Origin of the sequence: Lacrimispora struthionigena (genome assembly GCF_048627165.1) — a bacterium.
In the GTDB taxonomy this organism is placed as follows: Bacteria; Bacillota; Clostridia; order Lachnospirales; family Lachnospiraceae; genus Lacrimispora.
In genome coordinates this window covers 135,834-156,828 of sequence record NZ_JBMBWP010000002.1, presented here as the reverse complement: position 1 = coordinate 156,828, position 20,995 = coordinate 135,834, and the positions used below count along the sequence as shown (strand labels likewise).

Here is a 20,995-nt window from a genome sequence, read left to right as displayed (position 1 = left end):
ATACCAATGGATAGAAGGGGGAAGTATTGTGCCTGAGACAACAAAGAAGAAGACAACAGCTAAAAAAGGGACAAAAACAAAAAACGGGAGAGCAGGAAACACCAGATCAAGGAAGAATGTGGTTTTGCCGGAACCGGAATTTATCCACTCAGAAGTCGTGATTATTATGTCATTTGCCGCTGCGGCCATTTTGTTTTTAAGTAATTTTCATTTATGCGGAATGGTAGGTGATTTTTTCCGCAGCGTGCAGCTTGGTATATTTGGCGGAATTGGATACATTGCACCGGTACTGATGTTTGCAGGAATCGCATTCTATATTTCAAACCAGGGAAACCCAAGAGCAGTATTTAAACTGGTCTCATGTGTTTTGGCGCTGGTTTCTTTGTGTGGATTTCTGCAGCTGCTTTTTGGTGTGAATACAGGAGAGAAAACGGGACTTTTGAATATTTATCTGGAAGCTTCTGTCAGCGGAAAAGGAGGAGGCCTGATCGGCGGTTTACTAGCAGAGGGGCTTGTTTCCATAATCGGAGTGGTGGGAGCTTATCTGGTTACTCTGGTTCTAATCATCATTTCACTGGTCTGCATTACAGAAAAATCCTTTGTGAATATTGTAAAGACAGGAAGCGGAAAGGCGTATCACCATGCGAAAGAGAACATGGACATGCATATGGAGATTCATGCACAGCGCCAGGAACTTAGAAAACAACTGAGAGAAGAGCAGAAACTCCGTGGGGTCAATTTAGATGCCACCAGGCTTTCTGCTGTCCAGGAAGAGAAAATTCCGGACAAACCAGATTTTGAGCGGGATCTCTATGAAGAAGAGGAACTTACTGGTATCGGTGATATTGCTGATGAGATCGATTCACAGACCAATAAGCTGACAGCAGTGACAGCGGTTGAGACAGAAGAACCAAATCCGGCTGATGTATTCAGAGGAAGCATATCACCGGAACCGGATGAGGATGACGATGATTCTGTTCCCTTTGAACCGGATGATATTGTGGCTCCGTACAAACGAAGTTCCGATGAAGCTTCCTTCTATATGAAGAAGGATGTCAGGACTCTTAAGGAAATGGAACTTGTAGAGGATGATTTCTATCCAGAAGAGCCGGAGATGGAAGAGCCAGAGCCACAAGAACCAGCAATCAGAGAGACATTCTCCATACCCGAGGAGCCCAAACAGGTGGTAACTGCTTCCGGCAAGATCATTGAGACCGACACAGAGGCTCTTCAGAAAAAGCTGGAGAAGAAACGGGAAGAATCGCAAAAAGAAGACGACTTCAGTGTAAGTAAACAGATGATACAAAAAAAGGAAATTGTGAAATTGGAATATAAGTTTCCACCTCTTTCGTTGCTTAAAAAAGGCAAAGCAGCGGTTTTTTCTGACCGGGAATACAAAGAGACAGCCATTAAGCTGCAGAAAACACTGCAGAATTTCGGTGTGGGAGTAACTGTCACCAATATCAGCTGCGGCCCTTCCGTAACCAGATATGAACTCCACCCGGAGCAGGGTGTAAAGGTAAGCAAAATCGTAAGTCTTGCTGATGATATTAAGCTGAGTCTTGCAGCGGCAGATATACGAATTGAAGCGCCTATTCCTGGAAAATCGGCAGTGGGAATTGAAGTACCCAATAAAGAAAATAATATGGTGTATTTAAGAGATATTCTGGAAGCGGACGGCTTTCAGAAGCATTCCTCCAATATTGCCTTTGCAGTGGGAAAGGACATCGGCGGGCAGGTTGTGGTAACTGATATTGCCAAGATGCCCCACTTACTGATTGCAGGTGCTACAGGCTCCGGTAAGTCTGTCTGTATTAATACCCTGATTATGAGTATTATTTTTAAAGCGGATCCTGACGATGTGAAGCTGATCATGGTGGACCCAAAAGTGGTGGAATTAAGTGTTTATAACGGAATTCCCCACCTGCTCCTTCCGGTTGTGACTGATCCGAAGAAAGCATCGGGAGCCTTAAACTGGGCGGTTGCAGAGATGACAGACCGTTATAATAAATTTGCCCAGTATAATGTCAGGGAAATTAAAGGCTACAACGCAAAAGTGGAAAGCTTAAAGGACATTGAGGATGAAAACAAACCCCAGAAGATGCCACAGATCGTAATCATAATCGACGAGCTTGCCGATTTAATGATGGTAGCTCCAGGGGAAGTCGAGGATTCCATCTGCCGTCTTGCCCAGCTTGCCAGAGCAGCAGGAATCCATCTGGTAATTGCCACACAGCGTCCGTCTGTTAACGTTATTACCGGTCTGATTAAAGCGAATGTGCCGTCAAGAGTGGCGTTTGCCGTTTCTTCCGGTGTAGATTCCAGGACCATCATTGACATGAATGGTGCAGAGAAGCTTCTTGGAAAGGGTGATATGCTGTTTTATCCTGCTGGTTATCCAAAACCCATGCGTGTGCAGGGTGCATTTGTATCCGATTCGGAAGTTTCCAAGGTTGTGGACTTTTTAACGGAACAGGGAATGACACCGGATTACAATCCGGAAGTGGAGAACATGATTGCCTCTGCGCCAACAGCTGCAGATTCCAAAGGCGGCGGAAGTGACCGGGATGAATATTTTATCCAGGCGGGCAGATTCATCATTGAAAAAGACAAAGCTTCCATCGGCATGCTGCAGAGGATGTATAAAATCGGATTTAACAGGGCTGCAAGAATTATGGATCAGCTTGCGGAAGCTGGCGTGGTTGGAGAAGAAGAAGGGACCAAGCCCCGTAAGGTGCTTATGACCATGGAAGAATTTGAAGAGGCGTTTTAACAAGACGGGAGAGTAAAAAAACCATTGCTTACATATAAGGAGGATGATACGTATGAAAACAGATATTGAGATCGCACAGGAAGCAACGATGATACCAATTAAGGAAGTGGCAGCATCCTATGGGATTGCAGAGGACGATTTAGAACTTTACGGCAAATACAAAGCAAAGCTTTCCGATGAATTATGGGAGCAGGTAAAGGATCGTCCGGATGGAAAACTGGTTCTTGTTACAGCAATCAATCCCACACCGGCCGGAGAGGGGAAAACCACCACTACGGTAGGGCTTGGACAGGCATTTGGAAAGATCGGCAAAAAGGCGATTATCGCCTTAAGAGAGCCATCCTTAGGACCCTGTTTTGGAATCAAGGGAGGAGCTGCCGGCGGCGGATATGCCCAGGTTGTTCCCATGGAAGATTTAAATCTTCATTTTACCGGAGATTTTCATGCGATTACCTCAGCAAACAATTTACTTTCGGCTCTTCTTGACAACCACATTCACCAGGGCAATGCTCTTGGAATCGATACAAGGCAGATTCTCTGGAAGAGATGTCTGGATATGAATGACCGGGCATTAAGAAATATAGTGGTAGGGCTTGGCTCAAAAGCGGAGGGATTTGTAAGAGAGGATCATTTCGTTATTACGGTTGCTTCTGAAATTATGGCAATTCTCTGCCTTGCAGATGATATGAATGATTTAAAAGAACGGTTGGGACGAATTATTGTTGCATATAATTATTCCGGAGAGCCGGTGACTGCAGCTCAGTTAAATGCAGTAGGTGCCATGGCGGCCCTGCTTAAGGATGCACTGAAACCTAATCTGATTCAGACTCTGGAGCATACCGGTGCAATCGTACACGGCGGCCCATTTGCCAATATCGCCCACGGCTGCAACAGCGTGCGTGCCACTAAGACTGCTTTAAAATTAGCTGATGTAGTTGTGACTGAGGCTGGTTTCGGTGCAGATTTAGGTGCAGAAAAGTTCCTGGATATCAAATGTAGAAAAGCTTCCTTAAAACCGGATGCCATTGTTCTGGTAGCCACTGTAAGAGCGTTAAAATACAACGGCGGCGTACCAAAAGACCAGCTGAAAGACGAGAATTTAGAAGCTCTTAAAAAAGGAATCGTAAACCTTGAAAAGCACATTGAAAATATGCAAAAGTACGGCGTTCCCGTTGTCGTAACTCTGAATTCCTTTGTGACAGATACAGAAAACGAATATCAGTTTGTTAAGAATTTCTGTGAGGAAAAGGGCTGCGAATTTGCTTTGTCCCAGGTTTGGGAAAAAGGCGGGGAAGGCGGAATAGCACTGGCAGAAAAGGTTCTTGATACTCTGGAAAACAAGACCAGCCATTTCGCACCCATCTATCCTGACGATATGAGTCTTGAAGATAAGATCAGTACAGTTGCCAGAGAAATTTACGGGGCAGACGGAGTTACCTATGCGCCATCCGCTTTAAAATCCATCAGAAAGTTTGAAGAGATGGGATTTGGCAGCCTGCCGGTGTGCATGGCTAAAACACAGTACTCTTTATCTGATGATCAGACAAAGCTGGGCCGCCCCCAGGGATTTGAGATTAATGTACGGGATGCTTACGTCAGCGCCGGTGCTGGATTTGTTGTTGTTTTAACAGGCGCCATTATGACGATGCCTGGTCTGCCGAAGAAACCGGCAGCTGATAGTATTGATGTAAATAATGAGGGAGTAATCACAGGATTATTCTGATTTGGAGGTTTTTATGAAGTTTAGTCAGTGGCTTAAGGATCTGGATTATGAATTATTGCAGGGGAATCCTGATGTGGAAGTGGAAGATGTGGTCTATGACTCCAGAAAGGCCAGAAGCGGTGCAGTATTTGTCTGCACCGTAGGCACCAGAGTCGATTCCCATGATTTTATAGCGGAAGTGGTGGAAAAAGGAGTGACTGTTCTTGTTCTGGAACGCAGAGTGAGCGTACCGGAAGGAGTGACTGCCATATTCGTACATAGTGCCAGAGAAGCACTGGCTGTGTTGTCTGCCGCCAGATTTGATTATCCAGCCAAACGCATGGTAACCATTGGAGTAACCGGCACAAAGGGAAAAACGACTACCACCCATATGATAAAGGCCATTTTAGAGGCGTGCGGAAAGAAAGTGGGTATGATTGGAACCACAGGGATTGTCATCGGAGAGAAGGTGACTCCTACGGCTAATACCACACCGGAATCTTACCAGCTTCACCAGGCGTTTTATCAAATGGCAGAAGAAGGCTGTGAGTATATGGTTATGGAAGTGTCCTCCCAGGCGTTTAAGATGCACCGGGTGGATGGGCTGACATTTGACTACGGCTTATTTACCAATATTTCCCCCGATCACATCGGACCGGATGAACACGAGAATTTCGACGAATATCTATATTATAAGTCATTGATTTTTCAGCGTTCCAAAGTGGGCATTATGAATGGGGATGACGAACATTTTAAGGAGGCTGTTAAGGGTGCGTCCTGCAAGCTTTATTCCTTTTCCCTTGACCAGGAAGGAACCAGCTTTAAAGCCGAGAATATCCGCTATGTAGCCCAGTCTGATTTTGTAGGACTTGAATTTGATGTAAAGGGAATTTATGAACTGGCTGTCCGTGTCAACATTCCCGGCAGATTCAATGTTGCCAACGCTCTTGCTGCAGTCAGCGTTTTAAGTTTTCTGAATCTGCCCAAGGAAAAGATCTGTCATGGACTGGAACATTTAAGTGTAAACGGAAGAATGGAAATCGTTTATTCCTCTGAAAGATGTACCGTAATTGTAGATTATGCCCATAACGCAGTCAGCATGGAAAGTCTTTTAAAGACGCTGAGGGATTATAATCCAAAACGTCTGGTCTGTGTTTTTGGCTGCGGAGGAAACCGCTCCAAAGACCGCCGCTATTCCATGGGCGACAGTGCGGGCCGTCTTGCAGATTTCACCATTCTGACAGCGGATAACTCCCGTTTTGAGAAAACAGAAGACATCATTGCAGATATCAGAAGCAGTATTTCAAAAACGGAGGGAACTTTTATTGAGATCCCCGACAGAAGAGAGGCCATTCGTTACAGCATTTTACATGCAATGCCTGGCGATATGATTGCTGTGATTGGCAAAGGCCATGAAGACTATCAGGAAGTGAATGGGGAACGCCATCATTTCTCTGACAGGGAAGAAATCTTAAACGTTGTGCAGAGTACTGAATTTCTTGACAGACTGAGTAAATAGAAAATGCCATAAGAAAAAGAATGCCGGAGGCCGTTGAGGAAATGTGGCTTTCGGCTTTTCCACGGAAGATGGCAGGAATGTGCGCAGGAAGCGGACATGGAACGGAGGAATCATGGTAAATATGACAGTAAAGGAAATACTTGCAGCTACAGGCGGAACACTTCTTTGCGGGAGGGAGGATACGGTTTTAGAACACATCAGTATCGATTCCAGAACCATGAAGGGAAATGATTTATTTGTACCAATTATCGGGGAAAAGGTGGATGCCCATCGTTTTATAGACCAGGCTTTTGAACATGGCGCAGCAGCTGTTTTAACCAGCGAGCATGATGCTATGGAATCAGAAAAGCCATGGATACGGGTTGACGATACGAAAAAGGCGCTTCAGGCAGTGGGGAGTTTTTACAGAGATCGTTTATCTCTTCCCCTTATTGGTATTACAGGAAGCGTGGGTAAGACAACTACCAGAGAGATGGTAGCGTGTGCGCTTTCTTCCCGTTATCAGGTTTATAAAACTCCAGGTAACAGCAACAGCCAGGTTGGGCTTCCCATCACCCTTTGCGAAATCACACCGGAAGATGAGATCGGCGTGATCGAACTGGGAATGAGTGAACCGGGAGAACTCACCGTGATTGCCAGAATTGCAAGAATCCATATGGCTGTTATAACCAACATCGGGGTGGCACATATCGAACAGCTGGGATCCAGGGAAAACATATACAGAGAAAAACTGACGATCCAGGATGGCCTTTGTGAAAATGGAATACTCTTCTTAAACGGAGACGACGATATGCTAAAAGATACAAAAGCAAAGGAAGGTTGTCGAACGGTTTTTTATGGAACTGGAGAAAATTGTGATTACAGAGCGGTTGATATCCATTTGGAAGATGGATTCCCTGTGTTCACGGCAGTGCATAACCAGCAGAAAGTCCCTGTACGGCTGTCTGTAATGGGAAGTCATAATATCTTAAATGCAATGGTATCTTTGGCAGTTGCGGCAGAAAACGGGATTCCCATGGAAGAAGCGGCAAAGTCCCTGATGAGCTTTCATGGATATAAAAACCGCCAGCAGATTTATGATACTGGTACATTTACCGTTATTGATGATACTTATAACGCCAGTCCGGTTTCCATGAAAGCAGGGCTTGAAGTGTTAGGTTCTATTACCAAAGCAAAAAGAAAGATTGCCGTACTGGCTGATATGAAGGAACTGGGAGACCGTTCACCGGAATATCATTACGAAATTGGTACATATATTGCAGAACATCCAGTTGACTGTGTGGTAACACTGGGAGAACTGGCAGGAGAAATCGCCAGGGCAGTAAGAGAGAATGCACCAGAAATTACAGTAAAAGAATTTATGGAACAGGAACCGCTAACAGCGTATTTAAAGGAAGAATTAAAGACAGGTGACTGTGTGCTGTTTAAAGGATCTAACAGCATGAAACTGGGGCAGGTAGCAGAACAGTTTCATTAACCAGTCCGCCTCTGGAGGAAATGAATGTCAGAAACATATGCCAGGATCATCATTGATATTTCTCACGAAAAAGTAGACAGAACCTTCGATTACCGGATTCCGGAGCATTTGCGTCAGGAGATTACAGTAGGAACCAGGGTTCTGATTCCTTTTGGCAAGGGGAATACCATGCGTAAGGGATATGTGGTGGGAATTACGGCCAAGGCCAGTTATGATCCGGATAAGATAAAAGAAATCGGGGGAATAGTCACGGATGGAGTATCGGCGGAATCAAAGCTGATCACTCTTGCGTGGTGGTTAAAAGAACAGTATGGCTCTACCATGAATCAGGCACTGAAAACCGTGCTTCCGGTCAAACAGAAGGTAAAGCCAAAAGAAAAGAAAATCATAAGAAGTCTTTTAAACCGGGAACAGTTAAGCAGTGCATTAAAGGAAGCGGAAAAAAAGAGTTACAAGGCAAGAGTCCGGCTTTTTTTGGCACTGCTTGATAATCCTGTGATTCCTTACGAGATCGCAGTAAACCAGATGAACCTTTCTGCATCGGCTATAAAGCCTCTGATTGAAAAAGGTGATATTTGTCTTGAATCGGAAGAAATTTACCGCAATCCCATTCAGATTGAAAGTCAGGAAGAAAAAAGACTACGGCTGAATCCTGGGCAGCAGATTATTGTGGACAGTTTTAACCGGGACTATACACAAGGCAAACGGGATACGTATCTGATCCATGGAATAACCGGCAGCGGCAAAACAGAAGTTTATATGGAATTGATTCAGCGCGTTATTGAAGATGACAGACAGGTTATCGTTCTGATTCCTGAAATCGCGCTGACCTATCAGACCGTGATGCGATTCTACGGCAGATTTGGAAACCGGGTTTCCATTATTAATTCCCGTTTGTCAGCAGGAGAGCGCTTCGATCAGTTTGAACGTGCGAAAAATGGCGATATTGATATTATGATCGGTCCAAGATCCGCTTTATTTACTCCGTTTTCCAGGTTGGGGCTGATTCTTATTGATGAAGAGCATGAAGGTGCCTATAAAAGTGAAACAGTACCAAGATATCACGCCAGAGAGGTTGCTGCAAAGCGGGCGAAGATGGAGGATGCATCTTTGGTGCTGGGCTCTGCAACCCCTTCTCTGGAAGCTTACACAAGGGCCCTGAGAGGGGAATACCAGTTATTTCGTCTCACGGAACGGGCAAAGAGGGACAGCAGCCTGGCTGAAGTATCAGTTGTGGATTTGAGGCAGGAGTTAAAGGATGGAAACAAGTCCATATTCAGCAGAAAATTGCAGATGCTGATGGAAGAACGGCTAAGGAAAAAAGAGCAGATCATGTTGTTTATAAACCGCAGAGGCTATGCTAATTTTGTTTCCTGCCGTTCCTGCGGGGAAGCCATACGATGCCCTCATTGTGATGTAACGCTGACACTGCATAACAACAGCCGGCTTGTCTGCCATTACTGCGGACATACCATTTCCATGCCGTCTAAATGTCCCTCCTGCAGTTCCCCCTATATTGCAAACTTTGGAGTGGGAACACAAAAGATCGAGCAGATGACAAAGAAGATGTTTCCCCAGGCCAGAATTCTGCGTATGGATTTGGATACCACCAAAGAAAAGGGCGGACATGAAGCCATACTGTCAGCCTTTGCCGAACATGAGGGAGATATACTCATTGGTACCCAGATGATTGTAAAAGGTCATGATTTTCCTGACGTGACCCTGGTGGGGGTACTGGCAGCTGACTTATCCTTAAACACGCCGGATTACCGGTCTGGAGAGCGGACGTTTCAGCTTCTTACCCAGGCGGCCGGCAGAGCTGGCAGGGATGCCAAGGCGGGAGATGTGATCATTCAGACCTATAGCCCGGATCATTACAGCATTGTTACTGCCGCCAGCCAGGATTACCAGGCGTTTTATAAGCAGGAGATGGCGTTTCGCCGCCTGATGAAATATCCCCCGGCAAGCGGTCTTTTAACCATTCAGTTCTCATCACGCAATGAGTCCGTTCTCACGGAAACAGCTGCCGCTGCAGGGGCCTTTGCAACTGCAATAGGAGAACCGGAACAGATTCAGCTGATCGGGCCGGTAGAGGCATCTGTATACAAAATTAATGATATATATAGAAAAATTTTATACTTGAAACAAGAAAACTATGATATACTAATTAAAATCAGGGATCAAATTGATGGTTTTTCAGAAAATCATCCTGAATTGTTTGAACAAGTCTTGATCCAATATGATTTTTCGTAAATGAGAGGACAAATAAAATGGCGATTAGAAAAATTAGAACCATTGGAGATGAAATTTTAAGAAAAAAATGTAAACCTGTGAAGGAGATCACCCCAAGAATTACCGATTTAATCAAAGACATGTTTGAAACCATGTATGAGGCTAATGGTGTAGGTCTTGCAGCTCCCCAGGTTGGAATATTAAAGCAGATAGTCGTCATTGACGTGGAGGATGGCAATCAGTACGTTCTCATTAATCCGGAGATTATTGAGACAGACGGAGAACAGACCGGACCAGAGGGCTGCTTAAGTGTGCCTGGAAAATCCGGAACTGTTACCAGACCAAATTATGTGAAAGTCAAGGCATTTGACGCTGATATGCAGCCATTTGTGCTGGAAGGAGAAGAACTCCTTGCCCGTGCTATCTGCCACGAATGCGATCATTTAAGCGGTGAGCTGTTTGTGGATAAGGTAGAAGGAGAAATTGAAGACGTGACTCTGGAAGAAGAGGAAGAGGAGGTTGAGGAATATTGATGAAAGTCATATTTATGGGAACTCCTGATTTTTCGGTTCCTGCTCTTTGTGCACTGGTAGAGGCAGGACATGAAGTTCTTGCGGTAGTGACCCAGCCGGATAAGCCGAAGGGAAGAGGGAAGGAAGTTTCGACGACGCCGGTAAAGGAAAAGGCGCTGGAATATGGAATTCCCGTTTATCAGCCGGTGAAGGCAAGAGATCCTGAATTTGTAAAAATTCTGAAAGATTTAAACCCGGATGTGATGGTGGTAGCCGCTTTTGGACAGCTTCTCCCAAAAAGCATTTTAGATATTCCAAAATTTGGCTGTATTAATATCCATGCATCCCTCCTTCCGAAATACCGTGGTGCATCCCCGATTCAATATGTGGTTATAAACGGGGAAGAGGTAAGTGGTATCACGACCATGATGATGGCAGAAGCTCTGGATACTGGAGATATGCTTGATCAGGAAGTTGTTGTTTTAGACAAAAAAGAGACTGGTGGAAGCCTTCATGAGAAGCTGAGCCATGTGGGTGGAAAGCTTCTCATTAAAACTCTGAAAGATATAGAAGACGGAACTGCAGTTTTAAAAAAACAGGATGAGTCTCAAATGTGTTATGTGGGAATGATTAAGAAAAACATGGGTGATATCGACTGGTCTATGGATGCCGTCTCCATTGAACGGCTGATCCGTGGATTAAACCCCTGGCCCAGTGCTTACACAGACTGGGATGGAAAAGTAATAAAACTCTGGGATGCAGATGTGGTGGATCAGGAATATGAAGGCGTCTGCGGCCAGGTAGTAGAAACCGGAAAGGATCATCTGGTGGTAAAAACCGGCAAAGGCGGACTATCCATTAAAGAACTTCAGCTGCAGGGAAAGAAGCGGATGGAGATCGGCGCTTTTTTACGGGGTTACCAGATCGAGAATGGAACTGTTTTTAAACATATGTAAGGAATACAGACAGTATTTTCGGGAAAGGAGAATCTGATTATGTATTATGGTGGAATGATGGGGTATTATATGGACCCCACCTGGATTTTTGTAATCATTGGTGCGTTGTTATCCATGGCTGCATCTGCCAGGGTGACCAGTACTTTTAACAAGTATTCCAAAGTAAGAAGTATGTCTGGAATGACAGGGGCAGAGGCAGCAAAGCGCCTTTTAAATTCCCAGGGTATTTATGATGTACAGGTAAGACCTGTCAGTGGAAGACTTTCTGATCATTATGATCCCAGAACGAAAACCGTTAATTTATCCGATTCAGTCTATGATTCAACATCAGTTGCAGCAATCGGTGTTGCGGCTCATGAATGCGGACATGCCATGCAGGATAATACGGGATATGTGCCTTTAAAGTTACGAGGTGCCATTGTTCCTGCCGCTAATATCGGTTCTCAGGCTGCGCTGCCCGTTATTTTACTGGGATTTTTTATCAGCGGTGCAGGCTCACCTTTAGTAAATATTGGTTTGATCCTGTTTTCACTGGCTGTTTTATTTCAGCTGGTTACACTCCCTGTTGAGTTTAATGCCTCAAGGAGAGCAGTGGTTTTACTGGGACAGGTGGGGATTCTAGGAGATGAAGAACTGTCTCACACAAGAAAAGTGCTTGGAGCAGCGGCTCTTACCTATGTTGCAGCACTTGCGGCAACGGTACTTCAGCTGCTGAGACTTGTTATATTATTTGGAGGAAGAAGAGATAATGACTAAAGACACAGACAGCAGGGAGATTGTACTGGATGTTCTCATGGAAATATTAGAACATTCTGCATACAGCCATTTAATCCTGCGTCAGGCCTTAAATAAATACCAGTATCTGGATAAAGCAGAACGTTCCTTTATAACCAGGACTGTTGAAGGAACAGTGGAATACTTAATACAAATTGATTACGTCATTGACTTTTTCTCTTCAACAAAGGTAAAAAAGATGAAGCCGGTCATCCGCAGCATTCTGCGGATGTCGGTTTATCAGATTTTATATATGGACCGGGTTCCGGATTCCGCCGTATGCAATGAGGCAGTAAAGCTGGCTGCCAAACGGAAATTCGTTGGTCTAAAAGGATTTGTAAATGGTGTTTTGAGAAACATTTCAAGAAATAAAGAAACTCTGGTGTGGCCGGATGACAGCGTTCGTTATTCTGTTCCTGCCTGGATTGTCTCCATGTGGAATCAGGATTATGGTAAGGAAACCGCAAACACTGTTATGACTTCTTTTTTAGAAAACAGTAAAACAATAGTACGCTTAAACAGTTCAAAAGCGGGGAAAGATGAGATTCTTTCCAGTCTGAGGAAACAAAACGTACAGGTGGCAGAGTCTGGGATTTCAGAAGATATGGTTATTTTAGAAAAATTTGATTATATGGAAGGTCTGGAAGCCTTTCAAAAAGGATACATTCAGGTCCAGGATATCAGCTCTGCTCTTGTGGGAGAAGCGGCTGACCCCAAAGAAGGAGATTTTTGCATTGACGTCTGCGGTGCACCAGGAGGAAAGAGCATCCATCTGGCAGATAAGCTGAATGGAACCGGTATGGTTGAGGTAAGGGATTTAACAGAATATAAGGTGAGTCTGATACAGGAGAATATAGACCGCTGTGGTTTTGATAATATCAGGGCAAAGGTATGGGATGCTTTGGTTCCTGATTCTGATTCCGTGGGGAAAGCAGATATCGTGCTTGCTGATCTACCCTGCTCCGGTCTTGGTATTCTGGGAAGAAAACCTGATATTAAGTACAGGGTCAAGCCTGAGAATTTAGACGAACTGGCTTCTCTGCAAAGGGAAATCCTCTCGGTTGTACAGGCATATGTAAGGCCAGGCGGAAAGCTTATATTTAGTACCTGTACCATAGATAAAAAAGAAAATGAAGAAAATTTTGCATGGTTTTTAGAGAACTTTCCATTTCAGGCGGTTGATCTGGAGGAGAAGTTCAAAGACCAGTTTCAGATAGATACCTTGAAACATGGATACATGCAGCTTTTGCCGGGAATTCATCCATGTGACGGATTTTTTATCGGTGTATTACAAAAAAAGGTAGAATAAGATGGAAAGAACAGATATTAAATCTCTTAATCTGGAAGAACTGACGGCTTTCCTGGTGTCTGCCGGAGAAAAGCCCTTTCGTGCAAAACAGCTGTACGAATGGATTCATCAGAAACTGGCGGCCAGCTACGATGAAATGACCAACCTTTCAAAAACCATGAAGGAAAAACTGTCTGAGATGGCAGAACTTCCTTCTCTTACTGTTGTAGAAGAAAAGATCTCGCAGATAGACGGAACGAGAAAATACTTATTCGGTCTTTCCGACGGCAATGTGATTGAAAGCGTACTGATGAAATACAAGCACGGCAATTCCGTGTGCATCTCCTCCCAGGTTGGATGCCGCATGGGCTGCCGCTTTTGTGCATCCACACTTGACGGACTTGAACGAAATTTAAGCCCGGCTGAGATGCTGGATCAGATTTACCGGATTCAGAAGATTACTGGTGAACGGGTATCCAACGTCGTAGTCATGGGTTCAGGAGAACCACTTGACAATTATGAAAATCTGGTGCAGTTTATCCGCCTTCTCACCGATGAAAATGGCTTAAACATCAGTCAGAGAAATCTGACGGTTTCCACCTGCGGAATTGTGCCTGGAATTTTAAAGCTGGCTGAGGAGAAGTTTCAGATTACTCTGGCTCTTTCCCTTCATGCACCAAATGATGAGGTACGAAAAAGCCTGATGCCGGTAGCCAACCGGTATCCTCTTGCTGATGTACTTATGGCGTGTCATACTTATTTTGAAAAAACAGGAAGAAGAATTACATTTGAATACAGCCTGGTTAGCGGCGTAAATGACAACTTAAAAGAGGCTTCTGCACTGGCAGCTCTTTTAAAAGCCCAGCATGGACATATCAATCTGATTCCGGTCAATCCCATTAAGGAACGGGATTATGTGCAGTCCGACAGGAAGGCAATTGAGGCATTTAAAAATCTCCTTGAAAAAAACGGAATTAATGTTACTATTAGAAGAGAAATGGGCAGGGATATTAATGGTGCCTGCGGACAGCTTAGAAAAAGTTTTTTAAATCAGGAGTAAAAGGAAGTGAGAATATTACGATGAAGGCTTGTGCTATGACGGATACTGGAAGAGTCCGTTCGGCAAATCAGGACTATGTTTTTTCCTCAATTGAGCCTGTGGGTGTGCTGCCTAATCTGTTTCTTGTAGCAGACGGCATGGGAGGACATCAGGCTGGAGATTATGCTTCCAGGTTTATTACCGAAAATCTGGTGGCTCATTTTAAGATGTCAAAAGACACCGGAACAGTTGGGATACTGAAAGATGGAATTGAAAAAGTAAACAAGTTACTGTATCAGGAATCTAAGAAAAAGCCGGAATTAAACGGTATGGGTACCACTCTGGTTGCCGCTGTAGTTGAGGATTCAACCATGTATGTGGCTAATGTGGGAGACAGCCGCCTTTACTTAATCCGTAATCAGCTGAAGCAGATTACAAGAGACCATTCTTATGTGGAAGAACTGGTATCATTAGGTCAGCTGGAACGGGGAAGCAAAGATTATCGGGAAAAGAAGAATATTATAACCAGAGCTGTTGGGACGGAAGATAAGCTGGAGATTGATTTTTTTGAAGTCAGCCTGGAGCCGGGAGATTATATACTTTTATGTTCTGACGGGCTTAGCAATATGCTGGAAGATGCTGAAATAGAGGAAATCATATGCTCGGAACTGGAGCTGCCGGAGAAGGCAGAGAAATTAATTACAGTAGCCAATGATAATGGGGGGAAAGACAATATTGCTGTTGTTTTAATGGAACCTCAGCTTGGCAGGGAGGGAAGCTTATGATTTTGAGACCGGGGACATTTTTACAGGACAGATATGAAATACTGGAACAAATCGGTTCCGGAGGTATGTCAGATGTGTATAAGGCCCTGTGCCATAAATTAAACCGCCTGGTTGCCATTAAAGTATTAAAGGAAGAATTCAGTTCTGACAGTAATTTTGTCGGTAAGTTTAAAATGGAGGCCCAGTCAGCGGCCAGACTTTCCCATCCGAACATTGTTAATATTTATGATGTTGTGGATGAGGGTGACTTTCATTTTATTGTAATGGAATTAATTGAAGGAATTACATTAAAAAATTATATTGTGAAAAAAGGCTGCCTTGATATTAAGGAAGCCATCGGCATTGCCATGCAGGTTGCACAGGGAATTGCGGCAGCTCATGAGCAGGGGATTATTCACCGTGATATCAAGCCCCAGAATATTATTATTGCACGAGATGGGAAAGTCAAGGTGGCCGATTTCGGAATTGCCAGAGCGGCGTCTTCCCAGACTATGAGCGCAACAGCTGTGGGTTCAGTACACTACATATCGCCGGAACAGGCGCGTGGAGGTTACAGCGATGTGAGAAGTGATATCTATTCACTTGGTATCACATTATATGAGATGGTTGCCGGCAGAGTGCCCTTTCAGGGAGATAATACTGTCACAGTAGCCCTGGCACACCTGGAATCTGTGATTACGCCGCCCAGTTATTTTAATGAGATGATTCCGGTGGCATTAGAAAATATCATATTAAAGAGCACAGAGAAAAAGCCGGAATACCGATATTCTAATATGTATGAAGTGATTTCAGACCTGCGTAAGGCTCTGGTTAATCCAAATGGGGATTTTGTACAGAACCATCCGCCTGTGGATGATTCACAGACCGTTATTATTGGAAAACCGGAACTGGAACAGATCCGTTCCGGCCGCAAACCCCAGACGGAGCAGCCGGTCAGACGTACCCCAAAAGGGCAGGAGTACGATCAGAAATACCAGTCCTCATCTAATTACGACGGACAGCCTGGATCTGGCAGAAAAAGAAGAAATAACAATGACGAGGACATCAATCCCAAGATTGAAAAGCTTTTAACTGCGGCAGGAGTGGTGACTGCCATTATTATTGTTGTAATTCTGGCAATCGTATTTTCCAAAGTGGGTGGACTATTCCGTTCCGGATCTGGAAAAGAACCGGATGTAACTACAGTTGCCCCTACGGAAGAAACTCTCAGCGAAAAGCAGGTGAAAATGCCTGACGTGAAAGGGCTTGATTCTGAAACAGCAGAAAAGAAGTTAAAGGACAACGGCGGTCTGTATATGAAGATCAGTGAATATGAGTATTCGGATACGATCATTAAGGGGGATGTGATTTCCCAGGATCCAAAGGCGGATACCATTGTGGATAAATACTCTGCTGTCTATGTGGTAATCAGCAATGGACCAGAGAAGGCCTCCATTGACTTGAAAAAACTGGAACTTGAATCTATGGATACCGCATCTGCCAAGTCTCTGCTGGAAGGCAAGGGACTGGTTGTCAATGTGGAACAGAAAAACAGCGATACCGTAGCGGCAGGCAAGGTAATCAGCTATAGCCCGGGTGAAGCAAAAGAGGGCGGAACCATTACCCTTTTTTCCAGCAGCGGCCCGGCACTGGTCAATCCGGTTGTCGTACCAAATCTGGCAGGACAGACACAGGAGGTTGCAGTAGAGATGCTTGCTGACGCTGGACTGGTTCAGGGTACCGTAACCGAAGCTTCTTCTGAGACAGTGGCAAGAGGCAATGTCATTAATCAGTCTGTTCCGGCCGGAACTCAGGTGGAATCAGGAAGTGCTGTGAATTTTGTAATCAGTACAGGAAACGGACAGGAATCCAAGTATAAATATCTGGCTTCCATTGATAAGTCCTTCTCCCTCCAGAACATTATTGGTCCGGGATCAGGAAGTACCCAGCTGACATTAAAAATCCAGCTGAGACAGTCAGTAAATGGACAGGATACCGTTCGGGAACTCATGGGACCCACCACATTAAAAGGGGATCAGATGCTTCCGGTTTCGTTTAAAAATATAGAGGGTGCCTATAATGTAACAAGCGGGTCAGTAGAAATTGTAAATGTGGAAACAGGTGAGGTGGTTAATTCTTACGCAATCACCTTTGTAGCTGTTCCACAATCCTAAGGAAGCGTATATGACAGGAAAAATATTAAAAGGGATTGCTGGATTTTATTATGTCCACAGTAAGGATGGGAATCTTTACGAATGTAAGGCCAAGGGAATATTCCGGAACAGAAATGTGAAACCTCTTGTAGGAGATGATGTGGAGATTACCGTTCTTGATGAAGCAGAGCAAAAAGGAAACATTGAAGAGATTCTGCCCAGAAAAAACGCCCTGGTGCGCCCTGCGGTTGCCAATGTGGATCAGGCACTGGTTGTGTTTTCCATTACTCACCCGGAACCTAATTTCAATCTGTTGGATCGTTTTCTGGTAATGATGGAATCTCAGGATGTGCCCGTTCATATCTGCTTTAACAAAATTGATCTGTCAGAACATGAAAAAATGGCAGATCTGCGTAAGATGTATGAAGCGGCCGGTTATCCCGTTTATTTTACAAGTATTTATGAGAATAAAGGAATTGGTACTGTGAGAGATATTCTTGCAGGAAAAACTACGGTTCTGGCAGGACCCTCCGGTGTTGGTAAGTCGTCCCTGACCAATCTGCTTTATCCGGAAGCAGAGATGGAAACTGCACGGATCAGTGAAAAGATCCAGAGGGGGAAACATACCACCAGACACTCGGAGTTATTTGGAATTGGCAACCAGACCTACATGATGGATACACCCGGCTTTAGCTCCATGTATTTAGAGGACATGGAGTGCGGCCGGCTAAAGGAATATTTTCCTGAATTTGAACCCTATGAGCCAGACTGCCGATTTTTGGGTTGTGTGCACATTGGCGAGAAAGTCTGCGGCGTAAAAGATGCCGTCACAGAAGGAAAAATCAGTCAGAGCCGTTATGATAATTACCGGCTTCTGTATGAGGAACTGAAAGAAAAAAGGAGATACTAACATGCTTATACTTGCCCCCTCAATCTTAGCGGCAGACTTTAAAAATCTTGGACAACAGGTAACCGATACTGCAAATGCGGGAGCCCGGTATATTCATCTCGATGTAATGGATGGAGCGTTTGTACCCAGCATTTCATTTGGAATGCCGGTGATTGCCAGCCTTAGAAGCTGCACAGACCGTATATTTGATGTTCATATGATGGTGGAGGAGCCGGGGCGATATATTTCAGATATCAAAGCGGCTGGTGCAGATTTAATCTGCGTTCACGCGGAGGCATGCAGGCATTTAGACAGGACAGTTAACCAGATTAAGGAAGCCGGGCTAAAGGCCGGGGTTGCGTTAAACCCTGCCACCCCACTGTCTGTCCTTGACTGTATTTTGCCAGAACTGGATATGGTGCTGATTATGACGGTGAATCCGGGATTCGGCGGACAGAAATTTATACCGTACACATTGGAAAAGGTAAGGAATCTGCGCTCGATGATAAAACAGCGGGGACTGGAAACGGATATACAGGTCGATGGTGGTGTCACCTGCGATAATGTAAGAGATCTCATTGAAGCAGGTGCCAATGTTTTTGTAGCAGGGTCTGCTGTATTTAAAGGTGACGCAGCAGCCAATACCAGAAAATTTTTGGATATTTTTGAGGAATATGAAAGGTGAAAGAACGGACTGGATTAATCGTTACGGGAGGAACCATAGATTTTGATTTTGCCAGGACTTTTCTGGCAGATCAGACCTTTGATAAAATCATTGCAGTTGATGGAGGTCTTACAGCCCTGTCACAGCTTGATTTAAAGCCGGATGCGGTAGTGGGTGATTTTGATACTGTGGAAGAATCGGTTCTTTCCCAATACCGGAGCTTTTCAGGAGAAATCACATGGGATATACACAAGCCGGAAAAGGATGAGACAGATACAGAGCTGGCTATTTCTACCGCCATGAATTTAGGGTGCAGGAAGCTTGTGCTTCTGGGAGCAACCGGAGGCCGTCTTGATCACTTTATGGGCAATCTTCATCTGCTTTATTTCTGTTTAAACCAGGGAGTAGAAGCTTCCATTGTAGATCCCAAAAACCACATTACCATTTTAGATAAAGGAAGAGTATTTGAAGCGGAAAAGATGTGGGGAACTTATATTTCCTTTCTTCCGCTGAGCATGGAAGTAAAAGGAATTACTCTTACGGGATTCAAATACCCGCTTACGAAAAAAGATATTTCCATAGGGACTAGCCTTTGTATCAGCAATGAATTGACAGGAGAGTCCGGTTCCATTGAATTTGATTCCGGTGTATTGATCTGCGTGGAATCCCACGATTAGACTGGTATGGTTTAATAAGTCAAAACTGGATATTTATATCATTCCACTTGCGTGCTAAGATTAAGTGCAATAAAAGCAGCAAGGGAGGAATTATCCATGAATCAGACAAATAAGACCATTCACAAAGTTTCACTGACCGGGCTTTTTGCAGCCATGTCTTATGTGGTTTTCACATTTCTTCAGTTTAAAATAACACTTCCGGGAGGAGATGCCACTTCTATTCACTTAGGCAATGCAGTCTGTGTACTTGGTGCACTGCTTCTTGGCGGATTATATGGCGGTCTTGGCGGTGCCATCGGGATGACAATCGGTGATTTATTCGATCCGGTTTATATTATTTATGCTCCAAAGACATTTGTTTTGAAATTGTGTATCGGACTGATTACAGGATTGGTTGCCCATAGGATTGGGAAGATCAATGAATCAGGTAACAGCAGGCATATCTTAAAGTGGACCATACTGGCGGCCGCCGCCGGACTTTTATTTAATGTGATTTTTGACCCTGTGGTGGGATATTTTTACAAGCTTCTTATTCTTGGAAAACCGGCAGCAGACCTTGCTCTGGTTTACAACGTTGCTTCCACTTCCATCAATGCGGTAACTTCGGGGATTGTATCTGTTCTGGTTTATATGCCCCTTAGAAATGCGTTGGTGCGGTCAGGATTATTTTCCAGAATATCTTAGGAGCATTCGTATGACAAAAGAAAGTAAACAGAAAAAAATAGCTGCAATTCATGACCTTTCAGGCTATGGCCGCTGCTCCTTAACAGTGGCCATTCCAGTGATATCTGCATTAAAGGTGCAGTGCTGTCCGGTTCCAACTTCCATCTTATCCAATCACACCGGTTTTCCAACCTGCTTTTTCGATGATTATACCGATAAGATGCCTTTGTATCTGGAGCAGTGGAAAAAACTGAATCTGGATTTTGACGGTATTTTTACCGGGTTTTTAGGTTCCGAGGCTCAGATCGATATCGTTACTGATATGATCCGGAATTTTAAAACAGAAAAAACCAAGGTTATCATTGATCCCATTATGGGAGATAACGGGAAGGCCTACCAGACCTATACGAAAGAGATGTGCAGCCGCATGAGAACCCTGGTGGAATCCGGTGATATTGTAACTCCAAACCTGACGGAAGCCTGTATTCTAACCGGAAGGCAGTATCGTCAGACTGGCTGGACCAGAAAAGAACTGGCTGATATGGCACAGGAAATAATAAGCATGGGTCCTGGCTCGGCAGTTATAACAGGTGTGAGGGAAGGAGCTTTTGTTACCAATGTGGTGGCGGAAAAGGGCTTAGAGGTAAAGTATCTTAAGTCTTTAAAAGCTGGTAACGACAGACCTGGTACCGGAGATGTATTTGCCAGTATCATAGCAGCCCAGGCTGTGAAAGGCGTGCCTTTGCAGGAAAATGTAAAAAAAGCAGCCCATTTTGTTAAAAAGAGTATTCTTGTTTCGGATGAGCTGAACGTACCCATAGAGAATGGTGTTTGTTTTGAAGAGATCCTGTCTTTGCTAATTCGTCAGTAAAATCGAAAGAGAGATGGGGAATTTTAGGAAAAGGGCTTTTCT

Annotated in this window: 17 protein-coding genes; all 17 read left to right on the top strand. The window is 44.4% G+C overall.

Annotation, left to right across the window (positions count from 1 at the left end; all coding sequences use genetic code 11):
• The first annotated feature begins 28 nt into the window (after positions 1–28).
• The 17 genes from ACOAOT_RS09605 to ACOAOT_RS09525 all read left to right on the top strand — a co-directional run bounded on the left by ACOAOT_RS09605 (position 29) and on the right by ACOAOT_RS09525 (position 20,953).
• Complete coding sequence (locus ACOAOT_RS09605) at positions 29–2,773, top strand: FtsK/SpoIIIE family DNA translocase (protein WP_420216791.1); 2,745 nt, start codon at positions 29–31, stop codon at positions 2,771–2,773.
• 52 nt (positions 2,774–2,825) lie between these two features.
• Positions 2,826–4,496: a formate--tetrahydrofolate ligase gene (locus ACOAOT_RS09600; protein ID WP_420216790.1), complete on the top strand. Its 1,671-nt coding sequence runs from the start codon at positions 2,826–2,828 to the stop codon at positions 4,494–4,496.
• Between the two features lie 13 nt (positions 4,497–4,509).
• Positions 4,510–5,994 (top strand): UDP-N-acetylmuramoyl-L-alanyl-D-glutamate--2,6-diaminopimelate ligase, encoded by a 1,485-nt coding sequence (locus tag ACOAOT_RS09595; protein WP_420216789.1) that lies wholly within the window; start codon positions 4,510–4,512, stop codon positions 5,992–5,994.
• Between the two features lie 112 nt (positions 5,995–6,106).
• Entirely contained in the window at positions 6,107–7,471 is a 1,365-nt protein-coding gene (locus tag ACOAOT_RS09590) for a UDP-N-acetylmuramoyl-tripeptide--D-alanyl-D-alanine ligase (RefSeq protein WP_420219406.1), read from the top strand.
• Positions 7,472–7,495: 24 nt separating this feature from the next.
• Positions 7,496–9,724 (top strand): replication restart helicase PriA, encoded by a 2,229-nt coding sequence (gene priA / locus ACOAOT_RS09585; RefSeq protein ID WP_420216788.1) that lies wholly within the window; start codon positions 7,496–7,498, stop codon positions 9,722–9,724.
• Between the two features lie 17 nt (positions 9,725–9,741).
• Complete coding sequence (gene def / locus ACOAOT_RS09580) at positions 9,742–10,236, top strand: peptide deformylase (RefSeq protein ID WP_104437520.1); 495 nt, start codon at positions 9,742–9,744, stop codon at positions 10,234–10,236.
• The gene (fmt, locus tag ACOAOT_RS09575; protein WP_420219405.1) at positions 10,236–11,171 is read left to right on the top strand and encodes a methionyl-tRNA formyltransferase; all 936 of its coding nucleotides are present in this window, start codon (positions 10,236–10,238) and stop codon (positions 11,169–11,171) included. Before def ends, fmt begins: the two co-directional genes overlap by 1 nt.
• A gap of 39 nt (positions 11,172–11,210) precedes the next feature.
• Positions 11,211–11,927, top strand: coding sequence for a zinc metallopeptidase (locus tag ACOAOT_RS09570; RefSeq protein ID WP_170820360.1), 717 nt, complete (start codon positions 11,211–11,213; stop codon positions 11,925–11,927).
• Complete coding sequence (gene rsmB / locus ACOAOT_RS09565) at positions 11,920–13,254, top strand: 16S rRNA (cytosine(967)-C(5))-methyltransferase RsmB (protein WP_420216787.1); 1,335 nt, start codon at positions 11,920–11,922, stop codon at positions 13,252–13,254. Before ACOAOT_RS09570 ends, rsmB begins: the two co-directional genes overlap by 8 nt.
• Position 13,255: 1 nt before the next feature.
• Positions 13,256–14,293, top strand: a complete 1,038-nt coding sequence (gene rlmN, locus ACOAOT_RS09560) for a dual-specificity RNA methyltransferase RlmN (protein WP_420216786.1) — start codon at positions 13,256–13,258, stop codon at positions 14,291–14,293.
• Positions 14,294–14,313: 20 nt separating this feature from the next.
• Positions 14,314–15,057: a Stp1/IreP family PP2C-type Ser/Thr phosphatase gene (locus ACOAOT_RS09555; protein ID WP_420216785.1), complete on the top strand. Its 744-nt coding sequence runs from the start codon at positions 14,314–14,316 to the stop codon at positions 15,055–15,057.
• Positions 15,054–17,210, top strand: coding sequence for a Stk1 family PASTA domain-containing Ser/Thr kinase (pknB, locus tag ACOAOT_RS09550; protein WP_420216784.1), 2,157 nt, complete (start codon positions 15,054–15,056; stop codon positions 17,208–17,210). The genes ACOAOT_RS09555 and pknB overlap by 4 nt, the downstream gene beginning before the upstream one ends.
• Before the next feature lie 10 nt (positions 17,211–17,220).
• Positions 17,221–18,099: a ribosome small subunit-dependent GTPase A gene (gene rsgA, locus ACOAOT_RS09545; RefSeq protein WP_104437513.1), complete on the top strand. Its 879-nt coding sequence runs from the start codon at positions 17,221–17,223 to the stop codon at positions 18,097–18,099.
• A 1-nt stretch (position 18,100) separates the two neighbouring features.
• A complete protein-coding gene (gene rpe, locus ACOAOT_RS09540) occupies positions 18,101–18,763 on the top strand; it encodes a ribulose-phosphate 3-epimerase (RefSeq protein WP_104437512.1) in 663 nt (220 codons plus the stop codon).
• Positions 18,760–19,419 carry a thiamine diphosphokinase gene (locus tag ACOAOT_RS09535; protein ID WP_420216783.1) on the top strand — a complete coding sequence of 220 codons (660 nt, stop codon included), beginning with the start codon at positions 18,760–18,762 and terminating at the stop codon, positions 19,417–19,419. Before rpe ends, ACOAOT_RS09535 begins: the two co-directional genes overlap by 4 nt.
• Before the next feature lie 96 nt (positions 19,420–19,515).
• Complete coding sequence (locus ACOAOT_RS09530) at positions 19,516–20,103, top strand: ECF transporter S component (RefSeq protein ID WP_420216782.1); 588 nt, start codon at positions 19,516–19,518, stop codon at positions 20,101–20,103.
• Positions 20,104–20,113: 10 nt separating this feature from the next.
• A complete protein-coding gene (locus ACOAOT_RS09525) occupies positions 20,114–20,953 on the top strand; it encodes a pyridoxamine kinase (RefSeq protein WP_420216781.1) in 840 nt (279 codons plus the stop codon).
• The last annotated feature ends 42 nt before the right edge of the window (positions 20,954–20,995 follow it).